Genomic DNA, 24,708 nt, shown 5'->3' with positions numbered 1-24,708 from the left:
GTGGTGAGGCGGGTTCTAACCCGCCTCACCACTCACGACCGGCCGGGGTCACCAGGCGACCGGGAGCTCCACCAGGCCCGTGAAGGACTCCCCGGGGTTGACCGGGATCTCGTCCGCCGCCACCGCGAGGCGCAGGTTCGGCAGGCGCTTCAGCAGCGTGCCGAAGGCGGTTTCCATGATCGCGCGCGCCAGGTCCAGGCCCACGCACTCGTGGGGGCCCGAGCCGTAGCCGAGGTGGTCGCCGGTGTCGGGGCGGTGCCAGTCCAGGACTTCCGGCTGCCCGTAGTGTTGCTCGTCCCGGTTGATCAGGGAGAGCACGAAGAACACGCCGTCGCCCTGGGCGATGGTGGTCCCGTCGACGTCGATGTCGGCCGCGGCGACCCGCTGGATGCCGTCGGTGACCGCCGCGACCCGGCTCAGCTCGTCGACGGCCGCGGGCAGCAGCGCCGGGTCGGCGCGCAGCTCGGCGAGCCGCTCGGGGTGCTGGAGCAGCGCGCTGGCGCCGATCGCGATCGAGCTCGCCGTCGTGTGGTGGCCGCTCACCAGCATGATCAGCAGCAGCTGAAGCACCTCCGCGGCACCGCCGTCCCCGACGGCGGTGAGGTAGGCGTCGAGCAGGCTGCCAGCGGGATGCTGCCCGGCCAGCTTGGCCACGTACGCCACGAGCTCGTCGTAAGCCGTCACCGCGGCCGGGCCGAACAACTGGCCCGTCTGCTGCTTGAAGTACTCCTGGTCTTCGCGCGGAATGCCCAGCGCCTCGTACAGCGAGAACAGCGCGGCGGGCGACGCGAACGTCGAGACGAGGTCGGCGGGTGCACCATGGGCGACCATCTCGTCCACCTGCCGGTCGGCGACCTCCTGGAGTTTCGGCCGCAGGGCGTCGATCAGCCCGGGCGTGAACCCCGCCTCGGCGACTTCCCGCCGGGCGCGGTGTTCCGGATCGTCGACCCCGACGAGCGCGGTGAGCCGGCCGATGACCTTCTTCTGGTCCGCGCCGAAGTTCCGGGCCGCGGCGGCGGCCGCGTTGGCCACCGGCCACGCGGGATCGCTGTGGTCACTGGAAATCCGCGGATCGGCGAGCAGCCGGCGGGCCAGCGCGTACCCGGTGACGGCCCAGGCCTCGCGGCCGTCGTAGAGGCTGATCCGCGAGAGCGGCCGCCGGTCGGCGAGCAGCCGGTAGCCCGGCGCCGGCCGGTAGGGGCAGGTCCGGTTCTGGGGGAAGGCAACGGGTTCGGTCATCAGGCTCTCCTCGGGGAAGGAGCCGCGTCACCGAAACCGGCTCCGCCGGACAACGGTAGGAACGCCCGCCCGGCCGAGGATCCCCCATCCTGATAGGACTTTCCCGCCTGCCGAAGGTCGCGAATGACTCATCGGGGACCTCCGAGGTCGCGAATGAGTCATTCGCGGCACCACGTGCCGCGCCGCCCGGCCGGAAAGAGGAGGGCCTCTTCAGTCCGGCCGGCCGGACTGAAGAGGCCACTCGACTGAGCCGTCGACGGGGGAGATCGGCGGCTCAGGCTTCGACGGCCACGCCGGGTGCGGGCTCGGACGCCGGCGCGGGCTTGGGGCGGCCCGGCAGGAACAAGCACAGCGGCACCGCCAGCGCGGTGAAGCCGATCGACCACCAGAACGTGATGCCGTAGGCGTGGATGAGCTCGTCCGGCGTCTTCGCGCCGGCCGAGGCGTGCTGGAGGATCATCGCCAGGACCGCGATCCCCAGCGAGCCGCCGATCTGCTGGATGATGAGCACCAGGATCGTGGCGTTCGGGATCTGGGCGTGGTCGAGTCCGATGTAGGCGGAGCTGGCGAGCGGGATCGTCGCGACCCCCATGCCGAGGCCGCGCACCAGCAGCAGCGCCATCAGCAGCACGTCCGGGGTGCCGGCGGTGACGAACGCGAACGGCACGGTGGTCAGGACCACGGCGCCGAACCCGACCAGCGCCACCGTGCGGGGGCCGATCTTGTCGGTGTAGCGGCCGGCGACCCACCGGGACAGCAGCGTGCCGACGCCCTGCGGGATGAGCAGCAGGCCCGCGCCGAGCGCGTCCACGCCCCGGGCCTGCTGCCAGAACAGCGGGAGCAGCAGCATCGCGCCGTACAGCGTCGCGCCGCTCAGGAAGTACAGCACCGACGACGACGCCACCGACCGGTGGCCGAAGAGCCGGACGTTCACCAGCGCCCCGGCGCCCCGCGGGAGGGCCCAGACGACGAACCCGGCGATCAGCGCGAGCCCGATCAGGAGCGGGATCAGCACGTCGGAGCTGCCGAAGCCGGCGCCGGTCCGGGACAGGCCGAAGACGACGGCGACCGCACCCGGCGACAGCAGGAGCAGGCCGACGACGTCGAGGCGGCCGCGGTCCCCGCCGGCGGGCCGGTCGGCGGGCAGGTTCCGGTACGCGAGCCAGAGGCCGGCGACGCAGAACGGGATGTTGACCAGGAACAGCAACCGCCAGTCGCCGGTGGCCAGCAGGAGCCCGCCCAGCACCGGCCCGAGGATCGGGCCGAGCGCGATGGGCAGCGAGATGGTCGCCATCACGCGACCGGTGTTGCGGCCCTGGGCGGCCTGCATGATCAGGGTCATCATCAGCGGCATCATCAGGCCGCCGCTGATGCCCTGGACGGCCCGGAACACGATGAGGCTGGTGGCGTCCCACGCCACCGCGCACAGCACCGAACCGGTCAGGAAGAGCGCGAGCGAGCCGAGCCACAGCCGCTTCCCGCCGAGCGCCGACTGGGCCCAGCGGACGATCGGGATGGTGGCGAACATGGCCAGCAGATAGCCGGTGCTCACCCACTGGATCGTGGCGATCGGCGCGTGCAGCTCGCCGGCCAGGTCGTTGATGGCGACGCTGACGATCGTGGTGTCGAACATCGCCGCCAGCGCCCCGACGATGATCGTGAACGCCAGCCGCCACACCGCGGGATCGACGCGGTCGGCCGGCGCGGACTCGCTGGAGGAAGACACGGACACTCCTAAGATACGTCTGTGTTTCTTATTTGGTCATCGTAAGCTGGCGTGAATAAGATGCGCAAGTGTTTCTTGAGGGAGGCCGGCATGGGTGAGCGGCGACGGGGCGCGGTCCTGGAGCAGGCGCTGCTGGACGCGTCCTGGCAGGAGCTGGAAGAGGGCGGCTACGCGCGCTTCACCATGGACGCCGTCGCCGCGCGCGCCGGGACCAGCCGTCCGGTGCTGTACCGCCGCTGGAGCGACCGGTCCGAGCTGCTGCGCGCGACGATCGTCCATGCCCTGCAGCGCAACCGCGTCCGCGCGCCGGAGGACACCGGCTCCCTGCGCGGCGACCTGCTGGCCCTGATGTCGGAGATCAGCCGGACCCGGGCCGAGTTCGTCACCATGATGAGCGTCCACCTGGCCGGGTACTTCGAGGAGACCGGCACCGACCCCACGGCCCTGCGCGAGGTCATCGGGCACGACCAGCCGCACGCGCTGGACGTCGTGTACGAGCGCGCCGCGGCCCGGGGCGAACTCGACCTCTCCCGGCTCTCCGCCCGGGTCAAGGCGCTGCCGTTCACCCTGCTGCAACTGGAACTGCTCACCACGCTCAAGACCGTGCCCGTCGCGGCCCTCGAAGAAATCCTCGACACGATCGTCCTGCCGCTGCTGGGGACGGACTGACGGCCGTGCGCACCGATTCCACCAGGACTGAGGATGTCCCGGCCCCGGGCGGGCGGGCAGGCTGGGGTGCCGTCACCGGCCGGCCGCGTCCCGCGGCCACCACCGAAGGGAACGTCATGGTCGCAGTTGCCGACACCTGGGGAGCCCCGCAGTCGCTGTTCTGGCTGCACGGGCGAACGCCGGCCGAACCGGTCACCTTCGACCCGGCCACCAAGGTGTGGAACGTCTACGGCCACGCCGACGCGCTGCGGATCCTCAACGAGCCGGCGATCTTCTCCTCCGCGGTCCAGCGCAAGATCCCGATCGACGACCGGGTCAACGAGGGCAACCTGCTGCGCATGGACGGCGTGCCGCACGCCAAGCTCCGCAAGATCGTGAGCCGCGTCTTCACCCCGAAGGTGGTGGCGGGGCTCGAACCGAGGATCACCGAGCTGACGCGGGAACTGCTCGCCGAGGTCGGCGAGCGCGACCGGTTCGAGCTGGTCGAGCAGCTGGCCTACCCGCTGCCGGTGATCGTCATCGCCGAGCTGCTCGGCGTGCCCGCCGAGGACCACCCGCTGTTCAAGCAGTGGGTGGACATGATGTTCCGCGGCCGTGAAGAGATCTTCATCGAGGCGGACGGCGACGAGAAGGTCGTCATGGACGGCGCCGAGGAAGTCCTCCGCTACATCGCCGAGCACGTCGCGCAGCGTCGCTCGAACCCCGGCGCCGACCTGCTCTCCAAGCTCGTCGAAGCCGAAGTCGACGGGGAACGCCTCAGCGACGCCGAAGTCGTGAACTTCGGCTTCGTGCTGCTGCTCACCGGGCACATCACCACGACCATGCTGCTGGGCAACGCGGTGCTCTGCCTGGACACCTACCCGGAGTGGCAGGACCGGGTGCGCGCCGACCGGTCGCTGGTGCCGCCGGTGATCGAGGAGTCCCTGCGGCTGCTCCCGCCGTTCGCCGCCGTTTCCCGGCTCACCAACGAAGAAGTCGAGCTGAGCGGACAGCGGATTCCGGCCGACGAGCTGCTGATGGTGTGGCTCGCCGCGGCCAACCGGGACGAAACCGCGTTCCCCGGCCCGGACACGTTCGACCCGTCCCGGGACCCGAACAACCACCTGTCCTTCGGGCGCGGGGTCCACTTCTGCATGGGTGCGCCGCTGGCCCGGCTCGAAGGCCGCGTCGCGCTGAACACCCTGCTGGACCGGTTCCCGCGGCTGAGCACCGATCCGCAGGACCGTCCGGTGTTCAAGACCATCCCGATCATGACCGGCATCGACAAACTCCCGCTGCTGACCGGTTTCGCCGGCTGAGCGCGACCCGCCCGAAGAACTTCTGCTGAGGAGCACAGGTGACGACGAATCCGGCGCCGTTCAAGGTCGGCGAGGCCTACGACAGTTTCGCGGAGCTGCTCGACCGGCTCTGGGGTGACAACCTGCACCACGGGTACTGGGACGACGATTCCGCGACACTCGAGGACGCCACCACCCGGCTGACCGACAAGCTGGCCGGGCTGCTGACCATCGAGCCGGGCGACCGGCTGCTCGACATCGGTTGCGGCATCGGCGAACCCGCCATCCGGCTGGCCGCCGCGCACGACATCACCGGGGTCGGGATCTCGATCGCGGCGGGGCAGATCGAGCGGGCGAACGCGCGCGCGGCCGCCGCCGGGCTGGCCGGGCGGCTGTCGTTCGAGCTCGCCGACGCGATGCAGCTGCCGTTCCCCGACGAGTCGTTCGACGTCGTCTGGGCCCTGGAATCGCTGCACCACATGCCGGACCGGTGGCACGTGGTCGAGCAGGCGGCCCGGGTGCTGCGGCCGGGCGGCCGGATCGCCATCGGCGACTTCATCCTGCGCGGCGGCGGGAAGACGCCCGACGCGTCCAGTGTGGACCTGGTCGAGATGGGCGCGCTGAAGCTCGTCGGCGTCGACGAGTACCGCTCCCGCCTCGAGGCGGCCGGGCTGGTGCCCGAGCGGGTCGAGGACGTCAGCGACCGCACCCGGCCGTCGTGGGACAAGGCGGCGGAGCGGTTCGAAGCGCTGCGTGAGCCGGCCCTGCAGCACATCGGGTTGCAGCAGTTCGAAACCACGCTCTCGCGGTTCCGCCAGTTCGCGGACGAACCGGCGGTGGGGTACGTCCTGCTGACCGCCCGCAAAGCCTGAGCTTCCCGTTTTCCACCCGGAAGAAAATCGCAACAAGGCAGGAGACGCCAAGACAATGAATGCAGGAAGAGTCGGTCGGACCACACGTGGATCCCTCCGTGCGGTCGGGCTGCTGGCGGTGCTGTTCGCCGCCCTCGTCACCGCGGGTTGCGGTGCCGGCAGCGCGTCCGGCGCGGACGCCCCCAAGACCGACGATCGAGGTGAGATCACCCAGCAGATCTACCGGTTCTACGCCACGATGGAGGACCGGCAGTTCGACAAGCTGAACACGGTGCTCGCCGACGGCGTCGTCGTGAAGACCCCCTTCGGCACCACCACCGGGCGCGACAAGGTCATCGCCCAGACGGCGGAGGCGGCCAAGCAGGAGGACCGCGCCCAGCACGTCGTCACCAACGTCCTGGTGGACGTCAACGGCGACAAGGCCACCGTGCGCGCGTTCGTGGACCAGCTCATCGGCAGCAGCAAGACGCCGCAGGGCAAGATGGGCCCCCAGCCCACGACGACGGTCAGTTCCCTGATGCGCTACGAAGCCACCAAGACGCCGGACGGCTGGCGCCTGTCCCACATCGAGGGCGACGTCCTGTGGGCCGCGCAGGCTCCCGCCGGGCAGTGAACCCGCGGTTCTGAACAGCCGGTGGGGTGAACCACCGACTGGGGGCCCGAACTTCCGATCGGCCGCGGATCGTGTCTCGCGAGAGGCGCGGTCCGCGGCCGGTTCGTTTCCGAAAAGGACACTCCGGACATCTCGCGCGAAACCTCTCCGGTGATCGCGTTTTCCGTTCTCTACCAGGCCAAAGGCGTGCCGAACTACCCACGTGAGTAATGGTTCCGGGGCCCCGGCTGGGCGAATCTTGGCTGAATTCACCTGATCGCCCCTCGGGAGGGGATACATGGATACCAGCAGCGAGACCTGCCCCGTGGACACCGGCAGCACCGGGACCTGCCCCCTCGACATGAACGATCCGGAGCTGCTCCGCGACCCGTTCGGGGGCTACTCGCGGCTGCGCGAGGAAGGCCGCGTCGTGCGGGCCCTGTGGCCCGGCTCGACCACCCCGCTGTGGCTGTTCACCCGCTACGACGACGTCAAGGAAATGCTGGCGGACAAGCGGTTCGCGAACAACCCCGGCAGCGTGCCCGGTGCGGACGTCGAGAAGGTCCACCAGGAGCTGGTCGAGGCGCTCGGGCTCGAAGAGAAGTACATCAAGATCTTCACCAGCAGCCTGCTCGACGCCGACGGCGAGGACCACGTCCGGTTGCGCCGGCTGGTTTCGCGGGCCTTCACCGCGCGGCGCGTCAACGACCTGCGCCCCCGGGTGGAGGAGATCACCGCGCGCCTGCTGGACGACCTGGAGCGGCAGGCGGCCGTGGACGACGAGGACGGCATCGGCGTCGTCGACCTGCTCGAGTACTTCACCTACAAGCTGCCGATCAACGTCATCTGCCAGCTGATCGGCATCCCCGAGCGCTACTGGCCGCAGTGGCGGCAGTGGGGCAAGGACGCGTTCTCGCTCGTCCCCGGCGCGCAGAACGAGCCGATGCGCGGCATGGTCGACCAGATCACCGAACTGGTCGCGCTGCGCCGCGCCGAGCCCGCCGACGACCTGCTGACCGGGCTGATCAACGCGCACGACGACGACGGCGACGGGCTCACCGAGACCGAGCTGATCACCATGGTGCTGACGCTGGTGCTGGCCGGCACCGAGAACACCGCGCAGACGATCGGCAACGGCATGATCGCCCTGCTCACCCACCCCGACCAGCTGGCCGCCCTGCGCGCCGAACCCGAGCTCATGCCGGGGGCGGTGCACGAGCTGCTGCGCTGGTGCGGTGCGCTGCACAGCACGCAGTTCCGGCACGCGGTCGAGGACGTCGAGATCGCCGGCGCGAAGATCAAGCAGGGCGAGAAGACGATGGGCATGCTCGTGGCGGCCAACTACGACCCACGCCACTTCGAGGACCCGATGCGGCTCGACATCCGCCGCCAGACCGACGGCCAGCGCGAACTCCACGTCGGCTTCGGCGCCGGCCTGCACTACTGCCTGGGCGCGCACCTGGCCAAGCAGGAGTTCGAGGTCGCCTTCACCGGCCTGATCAACCGCTTCCCCGACATGGAGCTGACCGGCCCGCCGGAGAACCTCGACCGCGGCAACATGCCCGGCTCGTGGCGGCTCAAGCGCCTGCCCGTCCGCCTGAAGGGCACGCCCCAGGCCTGAGGCAGGGGAAAGGGCCGGCGAGCAAGCTCGCCGGCCCTTTCCCGTCGTACCCAGCCGGACGACACGCGTACCCCACCGGACGACACGCGTACCCAGCCGGACGACACGCGTGAACCGGGCCCGGACGCCGTGTCGTCCATCCAGGTACGCGTGTCGTCCGTTCAGGTACGCGTGTCGTCCGTTCAGGTACGCGTGTCGTCCATCGCGGTACGTCGCGGGCGTGTGTCGCGACGCGCGAAAAGGGGCCGTGCACGGGCGAACCCGTGCACGGCCCCTTCCGGGATGTTCAGTTGACGGCGCTGCCGGCGTCCACGAACACGTCGTCACCTTCGACGTGGACCCGGTAGACGTCCACCGGTTCGGTGCCCGGCGGGACGGACGGTTCGCCGGTCCGCAGGTCGAAGCACGCGCCGTGCATCCAGCACTCGATGCCCTTGTCGGTCACCTCGCCCTCCGACAGGCGCTGGAACGCGTGCGAGCACTCGTCCCGCAGGGCGTGCACTTCGTCGCCGTCGCGCACCAGCACGATCGGGACGTCTCCGACCTTCACGGCGAACGGTTTCCGGTCGTCGAGGTCGGACAGCGAGCACACCTTGGTCACATTCGGCGAACGCATGGCCTTCTCCGTTCAGGACTTCGGCGTGGCGAGGCGCACCGGGAGGTCCTTGGTCCGGGTGAAGCCCGGCCGCAGGATCCAGGGGATCTCCGAGCGCGGCACCGCGAGCGTCAGGTCCGGGAACCGCGTGTACAGCCCGCGCAGCGCGACCTCCGCCTCCAGGTAGGCGACGTGCTGGCCGAGGCAGCGGTGGATGCCCTTGCCGAAGCCGAGGTGGCTTTCGCTGCCGACGGCGAGCCGGTCGATCTTCAGCTTCTCCGGCTCCGGGAACTTCCGCGGGTCGCTGTTGGCGGCCATGATCAGCGGCACGACCGGCATCCCGCGCGGGATCACCGTGCCGCCCACCTCGATGTCCTCGGTGGCGAACCGCGGCTGGCCGAACTGGATCGGGCCGAGGCGCTGCAGCTCGCGCACCGCCTGCGGCCACAGCGTCGGGTCCGCCTTCAGCCGCGCGAGCTGGTCCGGGTGCTCGTGCAGGGCCAGCACCGAGTTGCCGATCAGGTACGTCGTCGTCTGGTGGCCGGCGGTGACCAGGCTGAACAGGATGCCGACCAGCTCGTCGTCGGTGGCGATGCCGGGGTTCTTGGCCTGCGCCTCGACGAGCGCGGTGACCATGTCGTCCTTCGGCTCGGCCCGCCGCCGCTCGATCATCGCGCGCGCCGCGACGAGCGTCTTGCGGACCTCCTCGGGCAGCCGCTTGCCGTCCAGGGTGGCCATCGCGTCACTCCACGCGCGCCACTGCGGGCGGTCCTCCGCGTCGACGCCGACCAGCTCGCAGATCACCGTGACCGGCAGCGGGTAGCAGTACGCCTCGACGAGGTCCACCGGCGTGCCGTCGCCGCCGGCCGCCTCCAGCTTGTCGAGCAGCTCGGCGGTGAGGGCCTCGACGCGGGGGCGGAACTTGCCGACCCGGTGCGCGGTGAGCGCGTAGGAGACCAGCTTGCGCAGCCGGGCGTGCTCCTCGCCGTCGGAGGCGTTGATCAGGTTCTTCAGCCAGGGGATCAGCTCCTCCGGCATGTCCAGGTGCCGGAAGACGCCGTTGCGGATGTCCTCGGCGGGGGAGTCGGCCAGCGGGTTGCACTGGAACCGCTGGTCCATCAGGACCTGGCGCACGTCTTCGTAGCGGGCGGCCAGGTACATCGGCGGGCCGCCCATGAAGCCGCCGATCTGCAGCGTCGGTGCCTCGCGGACCGCCGCGTGCGCTCCCCACGGGTCGGCGACCACTTCCGGGGAGAACAGGTCGACCGGTTCGGCCGAAGTCTCGGCAGTGGTGGTCATGGTTCTTCCTTTCGTGTTGGATCCGGTAGCGCACAGTCCCTTGTGGACGCCCGCGCGGTCAGTGCGTGGCGACGAACTCCTTGAGCGTGCCGATCACGTACTCGATCATCTCCGTGGTGATCCCCGGGTAGACGCCGATCCAGAACGTCCGCTCGGTGACGATGTCGCTGTTGGTCAGCGGGCCGGCGATGCGCTGCGGCTTGCCGATGTAGGCGGGGTGGCGGGTCAGGTTGCCCGCGAACAGCCGCCGGGTCCGGATGTTGCGCGCCTCGAGGTAGTCGACGACCTCCGGGACGTCGAAGCCCGCGTCCGGTTTCACCGTGATGATGAACCCGAACCAGCTCGGGTCGCTGCCCGGCGTCGCCTCCGGCAGGATCAGCCCGGGCAGGCCGTCGAGGCCTTCGCGCAGCTGGCGCCAGTTCCGCTTGCGGGCCTCGATGAAGTCCGGCAGCTTCGCCAGCTGGCTCAGCCCGAGCGCGGCGTGGATGTCGGTGCTCTTGAGGTTGTAGCCGACCTCGGAGAAGACGTACTTGTGGTCGTAGGCCTCCGGCAGCGTGCCGAGGTGCAGCTCGAACCGCTTCAGGCAGCGGTCGTCCTCGCCGGGCTCGCACCAGCAGTCGCGGCCCCAGTCGCGGAACGACTTCGCCAGCTTGGCCAGCTTGATGTCCGAGGACAGCAGCATGCCGCCCTCACCCATGGTCAGGTGGTGGGCGGGGTAGAAGGACACCGTCGAGAACCGGCCGAAGGTGCCGGTGAGCTGCCCGTTGTACGTGGAGCCGACGGCGTCGCAGTTGTCCTCGATGAGGTGGAGGCTGTGGCGCTTGGCGATCTCGGCGATTTCGGCCACGGGGAACGGGTTTCCCAGCGTGTGCGCGATCATGATGGCGCGCGTGCGCGGCGAGATCGCGGCTTCGACCCGCTCGGCCGTCGTGTTGTACGTGCCGAGCTCGATGTCGACGAACACCGGGATCATGCCGTTCTGCAGGATCGGGTTCACCGTGGTCGGGAAGCCGGCCGCGACCGTGACGACCTCGTCGCCCGGCTTGAGCTGCTCGTCGCCCAGCGTCGGCGAGGTCAGCGTGCTCAGCGCCAGCAGGTTCGCCGACGAGCCGGAGTTCGTCAGCACCGCCTTGCGCCGCTTGAGTTTCCGGGCGAAGGAGGACTCGAACTTCGTCGCGATGGTGCCGGAGGCGATGCGCAGGTCGAGCGCGGCGGCCACCAGGGCTTCGCGGTCGGCGGCGTCGAGCACGGCCCCGGACGACAGGATCGGTGTCTGCCCCGGGATGAACGGCGCCGGCCCGGCGGTCTGGGCGTCGTGGTAGTCGCGGACCTGCGCCAGCAGGTCCGATCGGGCTGAGTCGACCATGTCGTATCGATTCCCTACGGACGAGTGCGGGTTGTCGCGGACCTTGCGCTCAAGTCACGCTAGAAGCGCCGCGATCGGGCGACATCCCCCAACGTGGTAGGGCCGTGCCGGGCGGGCGGCGGAGACTACCCGCGTTGGTGATGGCCCCGGACGGCGGCGTGGGCAAGCTGGAGCCGACCACGAGCCAGCCCTGGGAGGACGATCTTGTGAAGGTTCTTAATCTCGCCGGGGTCGCCCCGTCGACCGTGTTCAGCCACGTTCCGCTCGCGAACGCGCTGCGCAACGCCGGGCACCAGGTCATGACGACCGCGTCGGTCGACGAAATGCTCGACACGATCACCGGCGTCGGGCTGTCCGCCGTGCGCACCACCGCCGAAGGCGTGTCCCCGCGGCAGATCATCGCCGAGAGCGGCCTGACGCACGTGCCCGCGGACCCCCGGGAACGCGAGATCATGGCGGGCCGCTGGTACGCGCACATGGAGTACGTGACCCTCGACGCGCTCCTGGCGTTCAGCAAGGACTGGCGCCCGGACGTCATCATCAGCGGCATCACCTCCTACGCCGGCCCCCTGCTGGCCGCCCACCTCGGCGTGCCGTACGTGCGCCACGCCTGGGACATCCACAGCCCGCAGCTGATGGACTCGGGCGCCGTGGAGCAGCTGCGCGACCAGTTGACCGAGCTCGGCCTGACCGGTCTGCCCGAGCCCGCCATGACGATCGAGATCGCACCGCCGAGCCTGCTGCCGGCGGAAGCCGCTTCGGCACAGCTGATGCGGTGGATCCCGGGCAACTCGCAGGCCGTGGTGGAACCGTGGATGTACACCAAGGGCGCCGGCACCCGGATCGGCGTCACCGTCGGCACCGGCGTCGCGAGCTACCACCAGTACGACTTCCTGCAGGGCATCGTCGAGCAGATCGCCACGCTGGACGCCGAGGTCGTCGTCGCGGTGACCGAGGACGCCCTGCCGGAACTGCGCGAGCGGCTGAAGAACGTGCGGGCGGGCTGGATCCCGCTGGACGTCGTCGCGCCGACGTGTGACGTCCTGGTGCACCAGACCGGCGGCAGCACCATGATGACGGGCCTGGCCCACGGCGTGCCCCAGGTGCTCATCCCGGACCCCAACCAGTACCGCGCCTGCGACATGGCCCGCCGGCTCGCCGAAACCGGCGCCGCAGCGGTGCTTTCGCCGGAGGAAGCCACCAGCGAGGTCATCGCGAAGACCTGCGGCGAGCTGGTCAGCGACCCGTCCTACGCGAAGGCCGCGGCCGGGCTCGCCGGGGAGATCGCCGCCCTGCCGTCGCCGAACGAGGTGGCGCTGCGCATCGAGCAGCTCGTCCGGGAAGCGTCCTGAGCGGACATGGGCAGCGTCAACACCCGGAGCATGACCGTACGGCCGCTCGCCATCGACGGCGCACACCTCGTCTCGTCCAAGTCCTTCGGTGACGGGCGCGGCGACTTCTTCGAGGTCTACCGCGAAGACGTGCTGACCGAGGCGCTCGGCTACCGGCCGCGGTTCCTGCAGACCAACGTCTCGACATCGTGCCGCAACGTCGTCCGCGGCGTGCACGGGGCGATGACCCCGCCCGGCCTGGCCAAGTTCGTGACGTGCCTGCGGGGTTCGCTCCTCGACTTCGTCGTCGACGTGCGGACGGGCTCGCCGACGTACGGCCAGTGGGACATGATCGTGCTCAACGCCCACGGCGGCACGGCGGTGTACGTGGAGGAGGGCCTCGGCCACGCGTTCGTGGCCCTCGAGGACGACACGTGCGTCCAGTACCTGCTGTCCGACCTCTACCGGCCGGCGGAGGTGCTCACCGTGCAGCCCCTCGACCCCGAGATCGGCCTGCCGCTGAACCTGCCGGGCGAGCCGATCCTGTCCGAGCGCGACGCGGCCGCGCCGACCCTGCGGGAGGCCGGCGAGCTGGGCCTGCTGCCGCGGTACGACGAGTGCCTGGCCCTGCGGGCCGCCCGCGTCCGGCTGACCGAGGCCGCGGCCGCTTCCTGAATCCCCGCAACGCGAAAAGGCCCCGGGACCGCGGTCCCGGGGCCTTTTGCCGTGCTCAGCTCAGCTGGGTCAGTGCCGCGCGCAGGGTCTCGCCGAGGAAGTCGAGGTCGGCGTCGGACGCGTTCAGCGGCGGGGCCACCAGCAGGCCTTCGCCCGTGCGGTCGGGCCGGAAGCCGACGTACGGGTACAGCAGCAGCCCCTTGCTCCGGGTGATCCGCATGACGTCGCCGATGGTCCCGGGGGCCAGCTCGATGCCGTGGAAGTACCCCAGGCCGCGGACGTCCGTCACCACCGACTGGCCGCGCACCGCGTCGGCCACCAGCCGGCCGAGGTCCGCGCCGCGGACTTCGTCGCGGTCGAGGGCGCCGAGGTCGTCCAGCACCGACAGCACCGCGAGGCCGGCGCGGCCCTGCAGCGGCGTCGCCGACATCGTGCCCATCAGCGGCAGCCACTTGCCGCTCGTCATGATGTCCTCGGCCAGGTTCGGCGAGATCATCGTGGCGGCCAGCGGGACGTACCCGGCGCCGAGGCCCTTCGACAGCGTGACGATGTCCGCCGCCGAGCCCGGCGTGTGGTGCGAGGCCAGCGGGAGACCGGTGCGGCCCAGCCCGGTGAGGACCTCGTCGTGGATCACCAGGACGCCGAACTCGTCGCAGACCTCGCGCAGCGCCTTCAGGTACCCGGCCGGTGGCACGTACCCGCCGCCGGTGGTGCCGTTGACCGGTTCCATCAGCACCGCGGCGACGGTCTCCGGCCCGGCCGCGACGATCGCGTCGCGCACCGCCCGCACGCACTCGACGCGGCAGGCGGGGAACGGGCAGTCGAGGTGCTGGCCGGGGTAGGGCGGGTTGAACGCGGGGGCGAGGCCGAAGCTGTCGTCCTCGTGCGGCCGCCGCGACCGGTGGCCCGACAGCGCCAGCACGAACGCGCTGTTGCCGTGGTAGCCCAGCGACGACGTCAGGACCTTGTGCCGGCCCTCTTCGCCGCGGGCGCGCTGCACCAGCCGGGCCAGCGCGATCGCCGACTCCGTCGCGTGCGTGCCGGTGGGGGTGAACATGACCCGGTCGTCCGGCCGGTGCACCGCCCGCGCGGTGGCCGCGGCCAGCTGTTCCATCAGGTCCGGCGCGAACGTGCCGGGGCTGGCGTAGGTGCAGATCCCGACCTGGTCCCGCAGCGCCTCGACCACCACCGGGTGGGCGTGGCCGATGTTCACGTTGACGATCCCGCTGGCGCCGTCGAGGTACCGCGTGCCGTCGGAGGCGTACACCCACGACCCGGCGGCGTGGCTGTAGGGGATCGGGGGGATCTGCAGCCGGGCCGCCAGCAGCTGGGACGGCGCTTTCTGCACGGTCATCGTCACGATCGGATTCCTCCTGGCTCGGTGGCGTGATCGACGTGGAGCCTCGCCTTGGTGCGGATGTCGTCGACGAGCACGGCCTGCCGCAGCACGTCGTCGTTGTCGGGGAGCCGTCCCGAACGGACGGCGGCCGCGAACGCGTCCAGGGTGTTGGCCACCTGGTCGTCGGGCGGCAGCGGGATCTCCTCGACGCCCGTGTTCCGTTCCAGCCGCAGCACCGGGACGTGCCCGGCGGGCGGGGTGAAGGCGTGGTCGAGGACGAGCCGCCCTTCGCTGCCCCACAGCTCGTACCCGGACCGGTAGGCGTGGTCGATCCCGAAGGTCGCGGACGCGCCGACGCCGTCACCGGTGCACAGCAGCGCCTGGCCGGCGGAGTCGACGGGGTGGCCGTGGCGCCGGGTGAGCACCGCCGATACGACCTCGATTTCGCTGCCCAGGAACGACATCGCGGCGCGCACCGGGTAGACGCCGGTGTCCAACAGGGCCCCGCCGCCGAGGTCGGCGCGGTGGCGGATGTCGCCGGGCGGCCGGGCCGGCACGGCGAACGCGGCGTGGAACGCGCGCAGCTCCCCGATGACGCCGTCGGCCAGCAGCTTGCGGACCGCCACGTGCTGGCCGTGGTGGAGGAACATGACGTTCTCCATCAGCACGAGCCCGGCCGACCAGGCGGCGGCGATCAGCTCGCGGGTCCGCGACACGCTGGTGGTCAACGGTTTCTCGGCGAGCACGTGCTTGCCGGCGGCCAGCGCCCGCTCGATCCACTCGGCGTGCGCGGCGTTCGGCAGCGGGAGGTAGACGGCTTCGACGTCGTCGAGGTCCAGCAGCGCCGAATAGCCCTCGACCGCGCGGCAGCCGTAGCCCCGGGCGGTGTCCGCGGCCTTGCCGGCGTCCCGGCTGGCGATCGCCGCGACCTCCGTGCCGGGCCGGGCCGCCATGGCGGGGAGCAGCTTCCGGACGGCGATGCTCGCGCAGCCCATGATCCCGATGCGCAGTGGGGCCACCGGATCTCCTTCGCGCGGTTCGGGCGTTGTCCGTTCTTCACGCTAGGACCGCGCGCGGGCTCCGGGCATCCCTCGTCCTGATAGCGCGTCGACCGTCCTATCAGGTCGGGGGATGCCCGCCGCGGCGCGGCCGTCCTACGCTCGCCGGACGCCGAGGAAGGGGAGTGACGTGGTCCACAGCACGATTCACGAGGACACGGCCCGGGACGGACGCTCCGAAGACGCGGTCATGTCCATGGCGGACTTCCACTCCTGGTTCAACGCGCGGGCGCGCGCGAACAGCTTCCGGGTGGACCGGATCCCGTTCGCGGACCTGTCCGGCTGGGACTTCGAGCCCGACACCGGCAACCTGGTGCACAGCAGCGGCCGGTTCTTCTCGGTCGAGGGCCTGCGCGTGCGGACCGACCGGCCCTGGGTGAGCGAGTGGGCCCAGCCGATCATCGTGCAGCCGGAGATCGGCGTGCTCGGCATCCTCGTCAAGCGGTTCGACGGCGTCCCGCACTGCCTGATGCAGGCTAAGATGGAACCGGGCAACATCAACGGCCTGCAGATCTCGCCGACCGTGCAGGCCACCCGCAGCAACTACATGAAGGTCCACGGCGGCGCGGCCACCAAGTACATGGAGTACTTCCGGCCCGGCTCCCGCGGCCGCGTGCTGTTCGACGGCCTGCAGTCCGAGCAGGGGTCGTGGTTCCTGCACAAGCGCAACCGCAACATCGTCGTCGAGACCGACGACGACGTCCCGCTCGACGAGGACTTCTGCTGGCTGACGCTCGACCAGATCCGCCGCCTGCTGCGGCTGGACCACATGGTGAACATGGACTCCCGGACCGTCCTCGCGTGCGTCCCGCCCGCGCTGTCGCGGCCGGACGACCGGACCGACGGCGACGGCTCGTTCGCCGAAGCGGTCCACCGTTCGCTGTCCGGCCGCGGCCGGCCCCTGCACGAGCCGGGCCACGTCCTCAGCTGGCTCACCGAGGTGCGCGCCCGCCAGGAGCTGGTGCAGCGCCGGGTGCCGCTGAAGGAGATCGTCGAAGACGGCTGGCAGCTCGGCCACGAGGTCATCGACCACCGCGACGGCAAGTACTTCGACGTCGTCGCGGTCTCGGTGCAGGCCAGCAACCGCGAGGTCACGTCGTGGACCCAGCCTCTGGTGGCGCCCCGGCAGTCGGGCCTGCTCGCGTTGCTGGTCAAGCGGATCGGCGGCACGCTGCACGCGCTGGTGCAGGCCCGCAGCGACGCCGGCACGCTCAACATCGCCGAGCTGACCGCGACAGTCCACTGCCAGCCCGGCAACTACGCCGACGCGCCGTCGGAGTACCGCCCGGCCTACCTCGACTACGCGCTGGCCGCCCCGGCCGGCCGCGTGCGGCTGGACGTCGTGCACTCCGAGGAAGGCGGCCGGTTCTACCACGCGCAGAACCGCTACCTGGTGATCGAGGTCGAGGACGGCTTCGCCCCCGAGCCCGACGACCGGTTCCTCTGGACGACGCTGAGCCAGCTGATGTCCCTGCTGTCGCACAGCAACTACCTGACGGTGGAGCTGCGCAGCCTGATGGCCGGCGTGCGCAGCTTCTGACGCCCGCCTCGGTCAGGCGGCCGGGACCGCAGCGCGCAGGCGGTCCCGCAGGGCGTCCACCAGGGCGTCGAGCCCGCCCGGGCCGGCCGTGCCGAAGACGTGGTAGTCCGGCCGCACCAGCATCGACGTCGCCCCGAACCGGGCCAGGAACGGCCGGTAGACGTCGTCGACGTCCACTCCCTCGTCGAGCCGGACGACGTGCGTCCCCAGCTCGGCGAGGAAGTCCGAGCCGGCCGCCTCGGTGGTCAGCAGCACGAAACCCCGGCCGGCGACGTCGTCGAACAGCCCGGTCGCCGCGCCCACCCGCACCCGGCCCTGCGGCACCACCACACCCGCGCCCGGGCTGTCGTGGAGCAGCCCGCCGGTCAGCGGTTTCGCCGGTTCCGGCCGGCCCGCCGGCTTGCCGCGGCGGTTGGCCAGCACGGTCGCGTCCCGCTCGGCGGCCGCCGCCGGGTCCGTCACGCAGATGACCCGGCCCAGCTGCACCGACGCCAGGATGGCCTCCCGGGCCTGCTCCCGGCGCTCGTCGCCATAACTGTCCAAAAGGGACTCCGAGGCCAGGCCGCGGAGCGTGAGGTCGAGCTTCCACGCCAGGTTGGTGACGTCGCGAATGCCGGAGCACATGCCCTGCCCGGCGAACGGCGGCATCAGGTGCGCCGCGTCGCCGGCGAGCAGGACGTGCCCCACCCGCCACCGGTCGGCCCACCGGGCCTGGAAGATGTAGGTGGTGCTGCGCAGCAGGGTGGCGGTCTCGGGCGTGACGCCGTAGGGGGCCATCAGCCGCCACGCCGTCTCGTCCTTGTTCAGCTCGGCCGCGCTTTCGCCCGGCAGGCGCATGAACTCCCAGCGACGGCGGCCGGGCCCGCTGCCCACCAGCGTCGTGGGCCGCGCCGGGTCGCAGATCTGCACGTTCGTCGGGACGAACTCCCGCGGCTCGGTCAGCTGGACGTCGCAGAGCAGCCACTCGTACGAGAAGCCGAGGTCGGTCACCGGCACGTCGAGGTGCTCGCGCACGAAGCTGTTCGCACCGTCGCAGCCCACGACCCACCGCGCCGAGATGGTCCGCGGCACCTCGTCGGCGTCGGTCGCGGTCACCTGGACCAGCGCGTCACCGTCGGCGATGGCCACGACTTCGTGCCCGCGCAGCACGGTGATCCCGGGCAGGTCCCGGACCCGCGCCGCGATGAGCTCCTCCAGCGCCGGCTGGTGCATGGTGTTCGCGTCCGGCCAGCCGTAGCGGCCGTCGGTGGTGAAGGCGATGTCCAGCAGCGTCTGCCCGTCCGCGGTCTGCCACTGGTAGCCGTTGGCCGGTGCGGTGATCCGCCCGAGGTCCGGGCCGATGCCGGTGGCGGCCAGCAGCCGGGCGGTCTCGCCGTCGAAGCTGGTCGCCCGCGGCAGCCGGTACGGCCGGGGCCGGCGCTCGAGCACCGTCACCCGCCAGCCGCGCTGGGCCAGCAGCACCGACAGGGTGGCGCCGATCGGGCCGTTGCCGACGATGACGACGTCCGTGTCCGTCACGAGCACCTCACAGGTCGCGGGTCAGGCGGGCCAGCCGTTCGCGCAGGCAGCCGACGCGCTGCGGCAGCGACGGATCGCCCTCGGGCCAGCCCAGGTCGATGCCCACCCGGCCGCCGAACGTGCTCAGCACGTAGCCGCCGAGCGCGATGGTCTCCCGCATCCGGGACGCCGAGTGCAGGTTGGTCAGCCGCAGGCCGTCCGGGGTGCGCATCGGCGGGGCGACGCCCCAGTTCATGATGCTGACCACGGCGAGCGCGAGCTTCGGGTCCCACGGCTTCGCGGCGGCGGGCTTGCTGAACATGTCGAGGATGCTGCGCTGCACGGACCCGTCGGCCAGGCCGGCCCGCAGCTGCTCGCCGATGGCCCGGCCGATCGGGACGGCGTCGTGCGGGATCCCGTCCGGCACCTTGAAGGCGACCCCGCCGAGCACGTTCGTGCCCTCGGTCGCGCCGACCGGCGGTGTCAGCCTGCCGCGCAGGTTCACCGAGTACCGGTAGACGAGGTCGGTCAGCGGCATGTCGCGGAGCTCGGCCTCGGCGAGCAGGACCGCGCCCGAAACCAGGCCGTTGATCGTCACCTTCTCGCGGTGGCCGAGGTTCGCCAGCGCCGTCGATTCGGCTTCGGTCAGCCGGTGCTGGACGACGTGGCGGACGACCGGGTCCGGCCGGTTCGCCGCCGGAGGCGGGGCGAGCGGGGTCGCCGGGCCGCTCGCGTGGATGCCGCGGTCGGCCAGCAGGTCTTCCAGCGACCGCGGGTACGGCTGCCGGCCCAGGTCGAGCGGCACGCCTTCGACGACGTCGGTGTAGCTGGACCACAGGGCCGCGAGGATCGCGGTGGCGTGGTGGGCGTCGGCGACGCTGTGCTGGATCGCCAGGCAGACACTGGCTTCCTCGCCGTCGCGGACGACGTTGAGGGCGCTCAGCGAGCGGCTCTGGTCGAGGTCCAAGCCCGCCAGCGGCCGGGACGGGTCGCCGTCGGCGAACCGGATTTCCGGCTGCGCGTCCGACTCCGTCAGCACCGCGCCCTCGCCGGTGAACTCCACGCGGGCCGAGAGCTGGGGGTAGGCGCGGCAGACCGCTTCGAACGCCGTGGTCAGCGCCTCGGGGTCGAGCCGCCCTTCGGCGCGCACGGTGTAGCCGATGTAGGCCTCCCGGACGGCGTGGACGCTCTCGCTGGGCGCCAGCGCCCGCCGGACCGCGGCTCGGGTCACGAAGTCCTCCCGGTGGATCCGGTCAGCGCGGGGCCGGCCAGCTTCTCCGTCACCGTCGCGATGATCGGCGCGGCCTGGTCGACCAGGAAGAAGTGCCCGCCCGGCAGCACCCGCAGGTCCGCCGGCCCGGTGGTGTGCTCTTCCCAGGCACGGGCCTCCTCGACCGACACCCGCGGATCGCGGTCGCCGGTGAACACCGTGACCGGGCAGTCCAGCCGGCGACCGGGTTCGTGCCGGTAGGTCTCGACCGCGCGGTAGTCGCTGCGGATCGCGGGCAGGACCATGGCGAGCAGTTCGGGGTCGGCCAGCATGGCCGCGTCGGACCCGCCGAGCTTGCGCAGCTCGGCGACGAGCCGGTCGTCGGACACCCCGCGGAAGTCGTCGTCGCGGTAGCGCGAGGGCGCCCGCCGCCCGGACGCGAACAGGTGCACCGGCGCGGGCAGCCCGGCGTCGGTCATCCGCAACGCCACCTCGTAGCCGATGATCGCGCCCATACTGTGCCCGAACAGGGCCAGCGGCCGGTCGTCGACCGAGCGCAGCACCTCCAGCAGCCGGTTCGTCAGCCCGGCGATGCTGTCGACGGGCGGCTCGTGGCGCCGGTCCTGACGGCCCGGGTACTGGACCGCCAGGACCTCCACCGCGGGAGCGAGGGCCTTGGCGAGCGGGAAGAAGAAGCTGGCCGAACCACCGGCGTGCGGCAGGCACACGAGCCGCGCCCGCGCGTCCGGGGCCCGCTCGAAACGGCGCAACCACTTCTCGGTGTCTGGTCGGTGCACGGCGGGGCTGCCTTTCGGGCTAAACGAGCTTCAGGGGGAGCGTCTTGGTCCGGGTGAACGCCGGCCGCAGGATCCACGGGATCTCTTCTCGCGGCACCGCGAGGGCCAGGTCCGGGAACCGGGTGAACAGCCCGTGCAGCGCCACCTCGGCCTCCTGGTAGGCCAGGTGCTGGCCCAGGCAGCGGTGGATGCCCTTGCCGAAGGACAGGTGCATCTCGTTGGTGACGCTCAGCCGGTCGACGATCAGCTTGTCCGGCTCGTCGAACTTGCGCGGGTCGGTGTTGGCGGCCAGCAGTAGCGGCGCGACCGGCGTCCCCCGCGGGATCGTGACCCCGCCGAGCTCGACGTCCTCCGACGGGAAGCGCGCTTGCGTGAACTGCAGCGGGCCCAGCCGCTGCAGCTCGCGCACCGCCTGCGCCCACAGCTCCGGCTCGGCCTTCAGCCGCGCGAGCTGGTCGGGGTGCTCGAGCAGGAAGAGCACCGAGTTCCCGATCAGGTAGGTCGTCGTCTGGTGCCCGGCCGTGACCAGGCTGAACAGGATGCCGACGATCTCGTCGTCGGACACCCGGCCCGGGTCCTCGGCCTGGGCCTGCACGAGCGCGGTGACCAGGTCGTCCTGCGGTTCGACGCGCCGGCGGGCCATCAGCTCCCGCGAGAGGGCGATGCAGTGGCGCAGCGCGGGCGGGATGTTCGGCGCGTCCATGGTCGCCATGGCGTTGCCCCAGGCGTGCCAGGCGGCGCGGTCGGGCTCGTCGATGCCGACCAGCTCGCAGATGACCGTGACCGGCAGCGGGAAGCAGAACTCCTCGACGATGTCGACCGGCGAGCCGTCCTTGCCCTGCTCCGCCATCTTGTCGAGCAGGTCCTCGGTGATCTTCTCGACGCGCGGGCGCAGCGCGTTGACGCGGCGCGCGGTCAGCGCGTACGAGACCAGCTTGCGCAGCCGCGTGTGGTCCTCGCCGTCGGCGGTGTTGAGCTTGTTCGCCATCCACGGGATGAGGTCTTCGGGGAAGTTCATCGCCTTGAAGACGCCGTCGCGGATGTCGGCCAGCGGCGAGTCTTCCGGCGGGTTGGTGAGGAAGCGCGGGTCGGTGAGGACCGTGAGGACGTCCTCGTAGCGGGTGGCCAGCCACATGTCCGGCCCGCCCATCATGGTGCCGAGGTTCAGCGTCCCGGTGTGGGGCAACGGCTCCTCGCGCAACCGCGCGTACCAGCCGAACGGGTCGGCGACCACTTCCGGTGAGAAGAGGTCGACCGGCTTGGCCGAAGGCTTGGCGGTGGCGGTCATGGCCATCCCTTCCTGGTGCCGACGCGGGCGGTCCCGCTCGCGTGCGCGGCGGGCCCGGATTCGGACGGTAGGGAAGGGCGGCCCCGTTGAGCATCCCCCAACCTGACAGTGCTGCGGTCTGGCGTCCTTTGTGGACGATCGAGGTGCGCCGCGGTGCTATCAGAACGAGGGATGCCCGGCCGGGCCGGCCTCACCTACTCTCGCCCAAGACCTTGCAGGCCAGGCGTTGATCGACACGCGGTCACGCGAAACGATGCTTAGGGGTACTGGTGACGAAGCCGACTCCGAACGAGATTGGCCAGGGCTACGACGCTTTCGCGGACCTGCTCGACCAGCTCTGGGGCGAAAATCTGCACCACGGGTACTGGGACGACGAGTCCGCGACGCTCGAAGAGGCCACCACCCGGCTGACCGACCGGCTGTCCGCGATGCTGCCGCTGCGGGCGGGCGACCGGCTGCTCGACATCGGCTGCGGCAACGGCGAGCCGGCGATCCGGATGGCCGTCGCGAACGACGTCATGGTCACCGGCATCTCGATCAGCGAGAAGCAGGTGGAACGCGCGAACGACCGCGCGTACAAGGCCGACGTGGACGACCGGGTCGTCTTCGAGTACGCCGACGCGATGGAGCTGCCCTACGAGGACGGCTCGTTCGACCTCGTCTGGGCGCTGGAGTCGCTGCACCACATGCCGGACCGCTGGCACGTGATCCGCCAGGCGGCCCGCGTGCTGCGGCCGGGCGGGCGCCTGGCGCTCGGCGACTTCCTGCTCGTGCCGGGCCCCGCCGGACTGGAGGCCGACCGCGCGCGCGTCGCCGAGGTCGGCAAGGGCGTGGTGTCGGTCGTCTCGCTCGAGGAGTACCAGGCCCACCTGCGCGAAGCCGGCCTCGAGCCCGAATCGGCCGAGGACGTCAGCGAGTTCACCCGGCCGTCGTGGGCCAAGGCGGCGGAGCGGTTCGAGGCGCTGCGGGAGCAGGCGCTGCAGCACATCGAGGCCGCGCAGTTCGAGGTGACGCTCGGCCGGTTCCGCGCCTTCAGCGACGAGCCGTCGCTCGGCTACGTCCTCCTGACCGCGCGCAAGCCGGAGTGAGGAAGCCCGAAACCATGCAGATGACCGAAGAGAACCTCCGCGGCCTGTTCGGCCGGATGACGGGGGACGAGAAGCACGGGTGGGCCGCGGCGTCGACGTTGCACGCGATCTGGGTGCTCTACGAACGCGTGCTGAACGTGTCGCCGTCGAACATCGAGGACCCCGACCGCGACCGGTTCTACCTCTCCAAGGGCCACGGCCCGATGGCCTACTACGCGGTGCTCGCCGCGAAGGGCTTCCTCGAGCCGGAAACGCTGGACACCTGGCGGCAGTGGGATTCGCCGCTGGGCATGCACCCGGACCGCAACCTGGCGCCCGGGGTGGAGATCAGCAGCGGCTCCCTCGGCCACGGCCTCCCGCTCGGCGTCGGCACCGCGCTCGGGTTGCGCGCCCAGGGCCGCGACGCCCGCGTGTTCGTGCTGATGGGCGACGGCGAGTTCGACGAGGGCAGCAACCACGAGACGATGTCGATCGCCGGCCGGCTCGGGCTCGACCGCCTCACCGCGATCGTCATCGACAACAAGACGGCCAGCCTCGGCTGGCCGGGCGGCATCGCCGCGCGCTTCGAGCTGGAGGGCTGGGCCGCGACCACGGTCGACGGCCGCGACCACGACGCGCTGGAGAAGGCGCTGACCGGGGAGACCGACGGGCGGCCGCGCGCCGTCGTCGCGGAGATCCTCCCGATCGAGGAAGGGGCCGGCGCATGACCGCCCAGGTGACCAGGAAGCAGATGCGGACGGTCTTCGCCGAGACGGTGATCGAGTCCCTCGCCACGGACCCGCGGGTGGTCATGCTGACCGCGGACATCTCGTCGTGGTTCTTCTGGGACGTGAAGAAGGAGTACCCGGACCGCGTCCTCAACTTCGGCATCCGCGAGCAGGCGATGATCGACATCGCCGGCGGCTTCGCGCTGGCCGGCCAGCGGCCGGTGGTGCACACGTACGCGCCGTTCCTGGTCGAGCGGCCGTTCGAGCAGATCAAGATCGGCCTCGGCCACCAGGACGTCGGCGCGGTCCTGGTCAGCGTGGGCGCGTCCTACGACGACCCGTCGTGGGGCCGCACCCACCAGGCACCGGGCGACGTGGCCCTGCTGGACACGCTGCCCGGCTGGACGGTGCACGTCCCGGGCCACGAGGACGAGGTCGCCCCGCTGCTGGCCAAGGCCATCGCCGGCGACAACCGGGTCTACGTCCGGCTGTCCGAGCGCGCGAACACCGAATCGGTACCGGTGTCGGACGAGTTCACGGTGCTCCGCCAGGGCAGCAAGGGCGTCGTCATCGCGGTCGGCCCGGTGCTGGACCAGGTCCTGGCCGCCACGGCCACGGCGGACGTCACGGTGCTGTACGCCTCGACGATCCGCCCGTTCGACCACGCGGGCCTCCGCGCGGCGGTGAACGCGGCGGCCCCGAACGTGGTCCTGGTCGAGCCGTACCTGCGCGGGACGTCGGCGTTCGAGGTGACCGAAGCACTGGCCGACGTGCCCCACCGCCTCAGGTCGTTCGGAACCTGGCGCGACCGAGAGGCCCGCGTCTACGGAACGGCCGAGGAACACGACCGCCTGTTCGGAGTGGACGCCGAATCCCTGGCGGCTTCGATCGCCCGTTTCGTCGGCTGACGCCGACGACGAGC

Annotated in this window: 22 protein-coding genes; 11 read left to right on the top strand and 11 right to left on the bottom strand. The window is 71.3% G+C overall.

Annotated elements, in window-relative coordinates; all coding sequences use genetic code 11:
* Positions 1-48: 48 nt before the first annotated feature.
* Positions 49-1,239 (bottom strand): cytochrome P450, encoded by a 1,191-nt coding sequence (locus H5965_RS03070; RefSeq protein ID WP_310967761.1) that lies wholly within the window; start codon positions 1,237-1,239, stop codon positions 49-51.
* Positions 1,240-1,513: 274 nt separating this feature from the next.
* Complete coding sequence (locus H5965_RS03065) at positions 1,514-2,965, bottom strand: MDR family MFS transporter (RefSeq protein ID WP_310967759.1); 1,452 nt, start codon at positions 2,963-2,965, stop codon at positions 1,514-1,516.
* Positions 2,966-3,055: 90 nt separating this feature from the next.
* Between H5965_RS03065 and H5965_RS03060 the strand changes: the two genes are divergently transcribed.
* From H5965_RS03060 to H5965_RS03040, 5 genes are all read left to right on the top strand, one after another.
* Positions 3,056-3,634: a TetR/AcrR family transcriptional regulator gene (locus H5965_RS03060; protein WP_310967758.1), complete on the top strand. Its 579-nt coding sequence runs from the start codon at positions 3,056-3,058 to the stop codon at positions 3,632-3,634.
* Between the two features lie 116 nt (positions 3,635-3,750).
* Positions 3,751-4,932 (top strand): cytochrome P450, encoded by a 1,182-nt coding sequence (locus tag H5965_RS03055; protein ID WP_310967754.1) that lies wholly within the window; start codon positions 3,751-3,753, stop codon positions 4,930-4,932.
* A 38-nt stretch (positions 4,933-4,970) separates the two neighbouring features.
* Positions 4,971-5,783: a methyltransferase domain-containing protein gene (locus H5965_RS03050; RefSeq protein ID WP_310967752.1), complete on the top strand. Its 813-nt coding sequence runs from the start codon at positions 4,971-4,973 to the stop codon at positions 5,781-5,783.
* 118 nt (positions 5,784-5,901) lie between these two features.
* The gene (locus H5965_RS03045; RefSeq protein WP_310967751.1) at positions 5,902-6,396 is read left to right on the top strand and encodes a nuclear transport factor 2 family protein; all 495 of its coding nucleotides are present in this window, start codon (positions 5,902-5,904) and stop codon (positions 6,394-6,396) included.
* A gap of 277 nt (positions 6,397-6,673) precedes the next feature.
* Positions 6,674-7,996 (top strand): cytochrome P450, encoded by a 1,323-nt coding sequence (locus tag H5965_RS03040; RefSeq protein WP_310967749.1) that lies wholly within the window; start codon positions 6,674-6,676, stop codon positions 7,994-7,996.
* Between the two features lie 286 nt (positions 7,997-8,282).
* Here the strand turns inward: H5965_RS03040 and H5965_RS03035 are convergent, their stop codons facing one another.
* Genes H5965_RS03035 through rfbH form a run of 3 tightly spaced genes read right to left on the bottom strand, consistent with a single transcriptional unit; the run spans position 8,283 to position 11,256 of the window.
* Entirely contained in the window at positions 8,283-8,612 is a 330-nt protein-coding gene (locus H5965_RS03035) for a non-heme iron oxygenase ferredoxin subunit (protein ID WP_310967747.1), read from the bottom strand.
* Between the two features lie 12 nt (positions 8,613-8,624).
* Positions 8,625-9,890 carry a cytochrome P450 gene (locus H5965_RS03030; RefSeq protein WP_310967746.1) on the bottom strand — a complete coding sequence of 422 codons (1,266 nt, stop codon included), beginning with the start codon at positions 9,888-9,890 and terminating at the stop codon, positions 8,625-8,627.
* A gap of 58 nt (positions 9,891-9,948) precedes the next feature.
* Positions 9,949-11,256, bottom strand: coding sequence for a lipopolysaccharide biosynthesis protein RfbH (gene rfbH / locus H5965_RS03025; RefSeq protein ID WP_310967744.1), 1,308 nt, complete (start codon positions 11,254-11,256; stop codon positions 9,949-9,951).
* A gap of 140 nt (positions 11,257-11,396) precedes the next feature.
* Between rfbH and H5965_RS03020 the strand changes: the two genes are divergently transcribed.
* Both H5965_RS03020 and H5965_RS03015 read left to right on the top strand, forming a co-directional pair.
* Positions 11,397-12,608, top strand: a complete 1,212-nt coding sequence (locus tag H5965_RS03020; RefSeq protein ID WP_310968484.1) for a glycosyltransferase — start codon at positions 11,397-11,399, stop codon at positions 12,606-12,608.
* 30 nt (positions 12,609-12,638) lie between these two features.
* Positions 12,639-13,262 (top strand): dTDP-4-dehydrorhamnose 3,5-epimerase family protein, encoded by a 624-nt coding sequence (locus H5965_RS03015; RefSeq protein ID WP_310967743.1) that lies wholly within the window; start codon positions 12,639-12,641, stop codon positions 13,260-13,262.
* Positions 13,263-13,317: 55 nt separating this feature from the next.
* On the opposite strand, the gene H5965_RS03010 is transcribed toward H5965_RS03015, so the two are convergent.
* Both H5965_RS03010 and H5965_RS03005 read right to left on the bottom strand, forming a co-directional pair.
* On the bottom strand, positions 13,318-14,616 hold the full coding sequence (locus H5965_RS03010) for an aspartate aminotransferase family protein (RefSeq protein WP_310967741.1): 1,299 nt from the start codon (positions 14,614-14,616) through the stop codon (positions 13,318-13,320).
* A gap of 2 nt (positions 14,617-14,618) precedes the next feature.
* On the bottom strand, positions 14,619-15,620 hold the full coding sequence (locus H5965_RS03005; RefSeq protein WP_310967739.1) for a Gfo/Idh/MocA family oxidoreductase: 1,002 nt from the start codon (positions 15,618-15,620) through the stop codon (positions 14,619-14,621).
* Positions 15,621-15,789: 169 nt separating this feature from the next.
* Between H5965_RS03005 and H5965_RS03000 the strand changes: the two genes are divergently transcribed.
* Positions 15,790-17,199: an NDP-hexose 2,3-dehydratase family protein gene (locus tag H5965_RS03000; protein WP_310967737.1), complete on the top strand. Its 1,410-nt coding sequence runs from the start codon at positions 15,790-15,792 to the stop codon at positions 17,197-17,199.
* Positions 17,200-17,211: 12 nt separating this feature from the next.
* Here H5965_RS03000 and H5965_RS02995 read toward each other — a convergent pair whose 3' ends face one another.
* Genes H5965_RS02995 through H5965_RS02980 form a run of 4 tightly spaced genes read right to left on the bottom strand, consistent with a single transcriptional unit; the run spans position 17,212 to position 21,997 of the window.
* Complete coding sequence (locus H5965_RS02995; RefSeq protein ID WP_310967735.1) at positions 17,212-18,717, bottom strand: bifunctional 3-(3-hydroxy-phenyl)propionate/3-hydroxycinnamic acid hydroxylase; 1,506 nt, start codon at positions 18,715-18,717, stop codon at positions 17,212-17,214.
* 7 nt (positions 18,718-18,724) lie between these two features.
* Positions 18,725-19,927, bottom strand: coding sequence for a phthiocerol/phthiodiolone dimycocerosyl transferase family protein (locus H5965_RS02990; protein ID WP_310967733.1), 1,203 nt, complete (start codon positions 19,925-19,927; stop codon positions 18,725-18,727).
* Positions 19,924-20,676, bottom strand: coding sequence for an alpha/beta fold hydrolase (locus H5965_RS02985; protein WP_310968483.1), 753 nt, complete (start codon positions 20,674-20,676; stop codon positions 19,924-19,926). Before H5965_RS02985 ends, H5965_RS02990 begins: the two co-directional genes overlap by 4 nt.
* A 46-nt stretch (positions 20,677-20,722) precedes the next feature.
* Positions 20,723-21,997 (bottom strand): cytochrome P450, encoded by a 1,275-nt coding sequence (locus H5965_RS02980; RefSeq protein ID WP_310967731.1) that lies wholly within the window; start codon positions 21,995-21,997, stop codon positions 20,723-20,725.
* Between the two features lie 263 nt (positions 21,998-22,260).
* Between H5965_RS02980 and H5965_RS02975 the strand changes: the two genes are divergently transcribed.
* Genes H5965_RS02975 through H5965_RS02965 form a run of 3 tightly spaced genes read left to right on the top strand, consistent with a single transcriptional unit; the run spans position 22,261 to position 24,694 of the window.
* Entirely contained in the window at positions 22,261-23,079 is an 819-nt protein-coding gene (locus H5965_RS02975; RefSeq protein ID WP_310967729.1) for a methyltransferase domain-containing protein, read from the top strand.
* A gap of 14 nt (positions 23,080-23,093) precedes the next feature.
* Complete coding sequence (locus H5965_RS02970) at positions 23,094-23,786, top strand: thiamine pyrophosphate-dependent enzyme (RefSeq protein ID WP_310967728.1); 693 nt, start codon at positions 23,094-23,096, stop codon at positions 23,784-23,786.
* The gene (locus tag H5965_RS02965; protein ID WP_310967726.1) at positions 23,783-24,694 is read left to right on the top strand and encodes a transketolase; all 912 of its coding nucleotides are present in this window, start codon (positions 23,783-23,785) and stop codon (positions 24,692-24,694) included. The genes H5965_RS02970 and H5965_RS02965 overlap by 4 nt, the downstream gene beginning before the upstream one ends.
* Positions 24,695-24,708 lie beyond the last annotated feature (14 nt).

The organism is Amycolatopsis sp. 505, from assembly GCF_031625235.1.
In the GTDB taxonomy this organism is placed as follows: Bacteria; Actinomycetota; Actinomycetes; order Mycobacteriales; family Pseudonocardiaceae; genus Amycolatopsis.
Note: the sequence above shows the minus strand (reverse complement) of the source record. Positions and strands in the feature narration are given on the sequence as shown.